7 protein-coding genes are annotated in these 8,458 nt (G+C 47.8%); all 7 read right to left on the reverse strand.

Annotated features, from left to right (window positions below; all coding sequences use genetic code 11):
- Positions 1-42: 42 nt before the first annotated feature.
- Positions 43-1,917 (reverse strand): UvrD-helicase domain-containing protein, encoded by a 1,875-nt coding sequence (locus IV04_RS19375; protein ID WP_037396840.1) that lies wholly within the window; start codon positions 1,915-1,917, stop codon positions 43-45.
- Positions 1,914-4,226 carry an AAA family ATPase gene (locus IV04_RS19380; RefSeq protein ID WP_037396838.1) on the reverse strand — a complete coding sequence of 771 codons (2,313 nt, stop codon included), beginning with the start codon at positions 4,224-4,226 and terminating at the stop codon, positions 1,914-1,916. Before IV04_RS19380 ends, IV04_RS19375 begins: the two co-directional genes overlap by 4 nt.
- Positions 4,227-4,442: 216 nt before the next feature.
- Positions 4,443-5,033, reverse strand: coding sequence for a YniB family protein (locus tag IV04_RS19385; protein WP_037396835.1), 591 nt, complete (start codon positions 5,031-5,033; stop codon positions 4,443-4,445).
- A gap of 82 nt (positions 5,034-5,115) precedes the next feature.
- The gene (qatD, locus tag IV04_RS19390; protein WP_037396832.1) at positions 5,116-5,895 is read right to left on the reverse strand and encodes a Qat anti-phage system TatD family nuclease QatD; all 780 of its coding nucleotides are present in this window, start codon (positions 5,893-5,895) and stop codon (positions 5,116-5,118) included.
- Positions 5,892-7,265 (reverse strand): Qat anti-phage system QueC-like protein QatC, encoded by a 1,374-nt coding sequence (gene qatC / locus IV04_RS19395; RefSeq protein ID WP_037396829.1) that lies wholly within the window; start codon positions 7,263-7,265, stop codon positions 5,892-5,894. The genes qatD and qatC overlap by 4 nt, the downstream gene beginning before the upstream one ends.
- Complete coding sequence (qatB, locus tag IV04_RS19400) at positions 7,262-8,104, reverse strand: Qat anti-phage system associated protein QatB (protein WP_369794944.1); 843 nt, start codon at positions 8,102-8,104, stop codon at positions 7,262-7,264. Before qatB ends, qatC begins: the two co-directional genes overlap by 4 nt.
- Positions 8,105-8,458: hypothetical protein (locus tag IV04_RS26440; protein ID WP_200877129.1), on the reverse strand; the 354-nt coding region annotated here is incomplete at its 5' end. It lies immediately after the preceding gene.

The following is an 8,458-nucleotide window of genomic DNA, read 5'->3' on the forward strand; positions in this document are numbered from 1 at the left end:
ATGTACTTGTTCAACAATACCATTTGTCTAGGCATTACATAATTATTCAGGCACGCCCATAATAATTTCCTCGGCATTGAACCAGCCTTCATTCACAACGAAATTACGAACGCGATCCGGTGACTCCGTATAAGCTACAAGAGCAAGACTCTGTCGTGCTCTGCTACATGTCACATAGAACAGTCGTCGTACACCTTCAATCGACGCATCCTCTATGCTTTTACCACCGAAGAGGTTTTCATACTTGAACATGAAGCCCCGGGCTTCCTTATCATCCATGATGACCATAACCCGGTCGAACTCAAGTCCTTTAACACCTTGATGTGTATCGAAGTGTGCTTTGCCAGACACGTAGGACATAAACCGTTCAACCTGTGTGAACGGTGCAAGTAAAAATTTTTCGATTGCTTCCGCACGCTCGGCCTGTCGATCAACATTACTCTTGTCGGTAGCCGGGTTTTCACTGCTGGCCACTTTATTGCCTGACACATTTGGCAACAGAGATTCGGGAATAAAAAATAAGTTGCAGCTTGCCACGGAGCGAAGCACGTCGCCAAGCGACGGATCAGCACCGTCTTTAAAAAGTTCGCTGAGATGATCTATTGCTGCCAACGCCAACTTGAGCTGTGACTGTTGGTCGTCGGCTTTGCGTAAAGTATCTGGACTCAGCAAAGGCGAGAAATTTCTGACAATTCGTGCCATAGCGAAGCGATCTTCATTGAACTTTGCTTTGACAAGCGGTAGGACTTCATCAGAAAAGAATCGAATCACAGGCAAAGAACCGTTTAGCAAATTGGTACGCCAGCTATCTACTTCATACAGTGGCACAAACAGTTCCAGAAAGCCCATACGGTTTGCAGCCATTCGATGCTCCAGTATGAGGTTCTTGCAGAGCTCGAGGTTTTGCCACATCTCATCACCGGTAACTTTGGCCATGTGCAACCCGATCGCTTGTTCTGCTGCAGATTTGTCGGCTATATCACTTGGAAGAATGAAGAGTCGAACACTACCTTCGATACTGTCAGCTCGTGGCCGTTGCACCTGCTTGTCTGTTGCATTGCGCACCTTGTTGATCAACGTCACGACACGTTTAGGACAACGGTGGTTCATCTGTTTCCCTGGTGTTGCCCAATCAGCAGGCAGATCACTACCGAGTCCGTCCTTGCCATCACTATAGATGCGCTGCATCATATCGCCGAGAAGACCGAGAACAAACCTCTCCTTATGCTGTGCCTGGACGGTAAATAAAGCGTCTATCAGTTGCTTGTTGGTATCCTGGCTCTCGTCGATTAGAAGGATCGGATAACGGCCCACCAATATACTTTGCATGGCAGGCTTCGTTCTTAAGAAGTAAGAAGTGAGTTGGATCACCTCAGCATGATTCAGAGAATCCCGCCCACGGTTTTCACCTGTTGGGCTATATACAAAGCGTTTAACGCTATTCAGATTCTGAAGACGTTTGTTCTTCGAAGCAATTTTGCTGATACGGGTTGCTGACGCAGTGGTACCTTTTCTCCCTTTAGCCTCATCTGCCTGAAGCTGCATGATGCCTGTTTCGATATCCATGCGGAGCCACTCGCGGATATCGCGATTGAACCCATCAATCAGTGACCATGCAAAACTATGTATCGTAGATACGTCAATAGTTGGATCAAAGGACAGGCGTCGCTTGATCTCTTCGCTGGCAGCATTTGTGTAAGTAATTACGGCAACACGCTGCCCTTTCAGTCTCAGCGTTTCACCAAATGTGTCGCGCACATATTGAAGTGCCGATACGAGCGACTTCGTCTTTCCAGAACCAGCTCCAGCAAAAAGGAAAAAACTTTGCGGGGTGGCAAGGTCTAGACATTTCCTTATCTCTACATCAACCGGTGCGTCGATCTCATCGTCTGACTCCAGAGGTTTGAGAACACTCATGCTTTCGCTCCAACCTTCCCGATAATATTATCCTCTTTACGCTTCAGTTGTTCAGCAAGCCATGCCAAACCTTCGTGGATATAAATGGGCACTTTCAACTGATCGACCTCTTCGCTAAAGAGGATGTCAAGTGCGAATTCAGCCTTCGTCCCGTTTTTCAAGGCATCAGAAACCTTCACTCCCAGTTCGGCGAGATCGGCTGAACTTGTAAGCGCATCACGAAACTTTGCAATAAGTCCATGACCATCAAGCTTTGTGAATAATTCCATATTCTCATAGACGAGTGCATCTTCAAATGTATTTGCCAAAGCCTCAACCGCGTCCTTTGACTTGAATTTCACAGTGATAGGCGTTTGATATGCAACACGAACTGCGTAGCCACTCGGTTCTGAGAGAACCTTCTTTTCACTCTTCATGTCGAGAAGTACATCAAGTGACTCTTCATTTGGAATCCAAGTCTTTACCGTCTCATTTCTGGCTCGTTGCCCAGCACCACGTTTCGGTACCACTGCTGCATTCGTAATACTGTCTTTTGCATCAATATCCGTGATAATCAAGGTGCTGAGCCCCAAATGCTCGATCAGCTTCTTCAACCTGTGCGCATGACTCCCGCCAATCTCAAGCCATGTGATATAGCTCCGCTTCAGATAAGCGTAAACCTCTCGTTCACGAACAAAATGTGGGACCAGAATACGTTCCGCTGGCCCCTCGACAAGTATTGCGCCATCAGCAAAAAAGAGGTCGCAATGAGTCGCCTTCAGATATCGCTTAACAAAGCGCTCGGTTTTGTCCAAGCCGTCGAAGATCTCCGACAGATTGACAACGGAGGTCAAAGGTACGGCACCTACCTCTGTTGGAGCCGGTAACCGACGGAAATAGCGCAACGACGCAAAGTCAGCCTCATGAGCGAGATGGCTTGAGTGTGTACTGACAACAAGCTGGGTTTGAAGGTTTGGAGATTCTTTCAGTTTGTCGTGCTTTCGCAGTACCCCATAGGCTTGCTTGATAAAAACTTGCTGAACTTGCGCATGTAAATGCGCCTCTGGCTCCTCGATCAAAACAAGATGGAGCGGCGGAATAAGAGCCTCTTCCGAGGTTTTCGATTTTCCAGCCTTCCCCACCTTCATCCATTTGTCGCGAAACCCCATGAGAGCAAAGACTATGGACACAAGATTTTGGTAACCAAGTCCGTTTGAATCCTCAGGAAGACGATGAGCCCCCGAAGTTCCTGCAAGATGAGTCGGGACCTCATACTGCACGGCGGAGCTGTGATTTAGCCCATCGATTGGCTTAATATTAGTTGTGATAGTCAGTTTAGGATCTGTGACACCAGGGTACCCAATGTCCTCAAGCTCTGCCAGGGCATCGGAGAAACAATCTGCCAGCCGTTTGCCGAAGGCTGTTTGGGCCTCATGTAGCGCTAACAATGCCTCAAGATCTTTGGGTTCCGGTGTATCAAAGGGGTCTAGATGTTGAGTGTAGTAATTACGTAGTTGGCTCGATAACCTCTTGCTGACCCGGGGTTCAGCAAAATCATCTTGTGAATCGTTGTTACGCGCTCCTCCAGATTGACCGGCGTGACCAAATCCGCGCTGTGCGCTAATTTCGTCGATGCGAATAAGTCCATGGAAAGGATCCCCACCATTAATAGGGTCGCTATTATCAGGAAGCACTTGAGGGCATGCCTTACCGTTCTCGGGCACTTTCAGTTTTGCGGGGTCGAGCAGATAGGCACGGACCTCGAATGTTGATCGCAACCGCTGAGCCAAGAACTCCATCATCGAACGCGGCCAAAGTGCAAACGTTGATACTACATCTAATTTTTCCTCAGATTTATTACCATCACAGGCCTTTGCCATTACTTCAGCAGCAGCACGTTTTGCCGTCAGGTACTCAAATTGCAGCGCATGAGTATCTTTTGGTTCAAATCGAAGGCGAACACCGATACTCGTCCCATCCCAATCGAGCGTTGGAAGAATTTTTTGAACGTAATGCAGTTCCTTCGCCGACACATCAAGCCAAACATCCAAGAACGGAGTGAAACTGTCCCACTCAATTGGCTCCAGCTCTTCTCCATCAGTCGCAGACTCCCACTTCAACGCACCTGCATCAATCTTCGACCAATGAGACAAAGTGAAATCGTTAATGGAAAACTCAGACCGCTCGATCAAGAACCGGCGAAGTGCAACCATAGCAGAAGTTTTTCCGCTATTGTTCGCACCGACAAAAACAGTTGTCTTGGGGGTGAAATCGATACGGACGGTTTTTAGCTTGCGAAAATTGCCGATCTCAACATGCTTAATGTGCATCTTATTTTTCCTCACACCACCGTACTAACAATTAATCTGGCACCACCTTGGCAATAAGCGACAAACCCGTTAATCATCTAACTGCAATGGATAGCAGACAAATACGTAGAGAGATTAATAGGCTAACCATCTGCAGATTGCATAGTTGGCAAATTTTACATATAAATTGGTGATGTGAAGAACGCACTCATCCCATCATCAGATTTGGCATTACTTTCAAAGCATCCCTGTTAGCTTGGCTAGTGCGGCGACAAGATATCCACTGATGATCGAGAGGCCGATAACTCCCCATGGGCGAGTCCACCACCTCCCCTCTGGGTTCGGTGGCATAGGATGCTGAAAGATATTAATATTTTCTATTGACTTAGCTGAAATCACTGTACTGGGTGATGCACTATTCCGCATCATTGAATCACGCCACTGCAGTTCCTCAACACGCTCAACCTGGTGCTGAATGCGAGCTTGAAGTCGTCGACCAGCAAGCGTCAGTTGTTTACCAACAATCATCACACCAACAAAACCCAGGAAAAGTAAGTTCCCGTAAGTAAATGGGTCGGACTGATTTATGGTCGGAACATTACGCCAGACGAAACCGATGTAAGGCACGGTTAACTCATATAAAGTTGCAATAATATTTTGAACTATCGTGCCAAACCGCCGAAGTAGATCAGAACCACTCATACTCTGTGCAGCACGATAAAGTGCCATAAGCAGGCTAACAAAATAAAAGAGTGCGCTGCTGAATAGTAGTCCACAGCCAACACCCCGTTGGACTAAAGAAAGTGTTACCGCCTGCTTTATGTTCATCTACTTTTCCTTGTGAGATGCGCTGACTGAAGTAATATTTTCCTGGCAGCCTTCGCCCCAGTCCTCTTCCAGCAGACTGTCGCTACGCAGATCCACCAGTTGTTACCAGACTTTTGAGATTGCCGAGGATTACTGATGCTGCAACCTCGTTAGAGATGCAATGGAGTAGAGCAATTTCATGGACAGCGCGATGGACATCAAAAGGGCGCACAGCAGTGCCTTTACTCTGGACAAACGGCCCATCGGTTTCTGTGAGCAGCCTGTTCAGCGGGAGGCTACCGATGAGTTTGCGGTGTTTAGCTGATCGCATCATCTCCTCGTTAACGGAGAAGTAGCATCCAAGCTCAACAGCTCGCCGGGCCTCTGCCGCCGTCCCTGTAAACCAGTGGAGAATAGCCTGACAGTTTTCGAGAAGATTGGTTTTCTCAAGATGGTCTAAAACTTTTGCTGCCGTGCGTACGCTGTGAATGCTCAGGATTTTACCCCCCTGTTCCACACAGGCGTGAAGAATGCGCGTGAATACTCGCTCTTGTGCCTCGAAGCTTCGGTAAAAACGGGGGCTGGCATCAAGCCCGATCTCTCCTACATAGCGCGCTGAAGGGAGGTAACGTTCTAACAGCGCCACTTCCCCCTCTCGTTCTGACACTAATTGTGGATGCAAACCCAGCCCCACACGCACGAATGGCGAATTCATCGCCAGCTCACAATTTCTTTGCCATGCCTTAGGTGTTGTTGTTACCGCAAGGGTAGCGACACGAGCCAATTCGCATTCGGTGATGATCGCTTTATGATCAGGGTAAAGATCCAAGTGGCAGTGAAAATCAACCCATAGAGGAAAGGGTTTCTGCTGAGTTGTATTCATGACAATGGTCTCGTTCTTACCCCATTTAGCAGACAGTTAACTTCCTCCATCCCTCTTATATATACACCTGCATAGTCGTCATAATTCTCAGGATAATCACTTAACGGGCCCGGTTTATGGATATCGAATTTCGCATGTTCAGGCGAACGCGCCAGCCGCTCTAGAGAGAACTGGAAGGCACGGACATGTTCACCTTCAGCCTTGCTACAGTCTAATACCCGAGCTCTAAGGTCCGAGATACGGTAATGTGTGCCGTCTGTGCCAAAAGCCGCAAATAACGATGCACGCCTTATTAAGCAAGGTACGCACCGACCACAATGTATGGACTGTTCTTCATTTAAATCGGGATTCCAACGAGTACTTTGTGGTGATGAGCATGACATTGTGCTTTCAGCATGTTGACGAAGGAATGTCTGATCACGGCACTGCCGAGCCATTTCACCCTTCGTCATAAAGGCATAAGGATTAAACAGATAGGCATCTATCCCCAAATTATGCAGCAGTTCATTATAACGAGCCATGTAATAAGGATGCGTCGTTCGAGTACTAAGCGCACCTACACGCAATGGATCTAGAGGTACATTGAGAGATATAAGGCCATTTTCCGGCACGTTTATCTCCATAGGTCCACCGGCAGCATCTGCAGCTAACGTTGCGAGGGAGAAAAAAAGAAACGATCGACCACGTAATGTATTTTCTCCCTTATCACCTTCAATTATCTCTTTCCGAAATCCGACGCGCGCTCTAACATGCCCGAACTCCTGATTAAACTTGCCAGACAAAAGATCTGAGCATTCTTTCTGATATTTACTTGTAATTGAATCCCAGTAATGACTGATAAATAGCGGAGTTCTTCCCTGAGAAAGAAGATCAATCGCTCCAATAAAACTGTCCAGTCCACCAGAGAAAAGACAAACGGAGGTCGGATCAATAGTGCGCGGTTTGGTTGATTCCCTGACAAGGCCTCCCTCAATTTCTGGTCGTTCGTGAAAATGCAACGACCAACGGTCTCCAGTCAAGAAATTCAATAGTTTAATGAGCAATCCTGTCTGGCTATTCCATAAGGCAGGATCAGAAACGGGGATGTGCAAGGCTATTTCCCGGGTCCACAGATCCTGAGCATTTCGGTTTCGTGAAATTCGCGTATCCGCAGCAGTGACTGTTGCAGCTAGCAGAGCGAGATCAATCGAGGTTTCCGACGGAGTAAGCCCAAGTTCACTTAACCCTGTAAGAGCCTGCCCAAGACCAAAATCCAACCGCCCGTTATCTTTCAAAAAGTTAATTTGGGTTATTTGAGTATGCAGTCGGTTCAGTAATGGCTGCAAGGAATCGCGAGTTCCCAGTCTCGCGATGATAGTGTGATGGCTCATTCTGCTCTCTCTCCTTCACTAGCAATTAGTTCGAATGCCAGCTCATAAATCTTTTCAACCTTTTGGTTGATTTCTCGACCTGATAACCCTGATACATCCTTCAGTTCGTCTCTCAACTGAACACGGGTAGCGCCGTCAACAAAATTGTGGAGTGTTTCCTGAATTTCCCCGATAGCCTCAATGTCATCAGGTAACTTGATGCCATTCTTGCCAATATCGGCCATGATTCGCCCCTCAATGGAGTGAACGACAAAACCGATAAAAATTTCCTGCAGTTGCTCCGGGGTTAATGAATCGAAACTATTTACATCGGTATCAGACATGTCAGCAATGGTATCAAGCATTGCCTGTCGGGAGATCCCTTCATCTACTGAACCACCAGGCGGGCACAAAAACTCAACTAGCGACACGAAGACTGTTGCCGCTGGCTCTCCAACCAAATTGCTTAGGTTAAAACGCTGAAGGGCCTGTGCTGCACCTCCCTGTTGGAAATCACCGATGATACTGAGTAACCCTCCCGCGACGACACGGGAGGATCCCATGCGGCGACTGGCCCTACTCGCACCTCCCATACCGCTTCGCACATAGCTGGCAATCGCCCTGCCGAGCGCACTACGACTACCGGAGCGCACATAACGGGTAAAATTGCCTTTCGGTGTGCTTAACGGTCCCGCACCATTTGAATCGGGAAGCGCAACTGAAGGTGCGAGAGGCTCATTCTGCGGTTGAGTATCTCCTGGGGCTGCAGGTGGGAGTGGTAAAGTAGGCTCCGGAGGGTTGTCCACGAAGTCTGGAACTAGCCCATTGGTTGGTCCCCCGTAAGATTTTGACGTTCCCATTTATTTTCGTTTCCCTGGCAAATCAAGCATTGCTTTAGCTGAAATGCTTAACTTTGAATTATCAGACTGCTCTGCCCACCCCTGAAGGATAGATCGGAACTCTTCTTCATGAGTATCGTCGACGAAACACTGCATAAAGGCAGACCCCAGCCAGCTTCCTCCCGTTTTCGGAACTGGGATACGACGGATAAAATCAAGCAGTTTTCGTTGTGTCTGAGGTAGCGCCTGTACGAGGAATTGTATTCCATCAATTCCAACCGGTTTTTTACCGAAGCTGTCCTCCTGGAGGATCTGCTCACTGAGCGTTTCAAAGATCTCATCGACTTCCGAGGCAGTGTAGTGGATCACAAAATC

Origin of the sequence: Serratia sp. Ag1 (genome assembly GCF_000743355.1) — a bacterium.
Lineage (GTDB): Bacteria > Pseudomonadota > Gammaproteobacteria > Enterobacterales > Enterobacteriaceae > Chania.

Excerpts from the sequence above, each read along its gene's own strand:
- IV04_RS19380 (WP_037396838.1), bottom strand. The coding sequence starts at position 4,226 with ATGCACATTAAGCATGTTGAGATCGGCAATTTTCGCAAGCTAAAAACC.
- IV04_RS19375 (WP_037396840.1), bottom strand. The coding sequence starts at position 1,917 with ATGAGTGTTCTCAAACCTCTGGAGTCAGACGATGAGATCGACGCACCG.
- qatC (WP_037396829.1), bottom strand. The coding sequence starts at position 7,265 with ATGAGCCATCACACTATCATCGCGAGACTGGGAACTCGCGATTCCTTG.
- qatD (WP_037396832.1), bottom strand. The coding sequence starts at position 5,895 with ATGAATACAACTCAGCAGAAACCCTTTCCTCTATGGGTTGATTTTCAC.
- qatB (WP_369794944.1), bottom strand. The coding sequence starts at position 8,104 with ATGGGAACGTCAAAATCTTACGGGGGACCAACCAATGGGCTAGTTCCA.
- IV04_RS19385 (WP_037396835.1), bottom strand. The coding sequence starts at position 5,033 with ATGAACATAAAGCAGGCGGTAACACTTTCTTTAGTCCAACGGGGTGTT.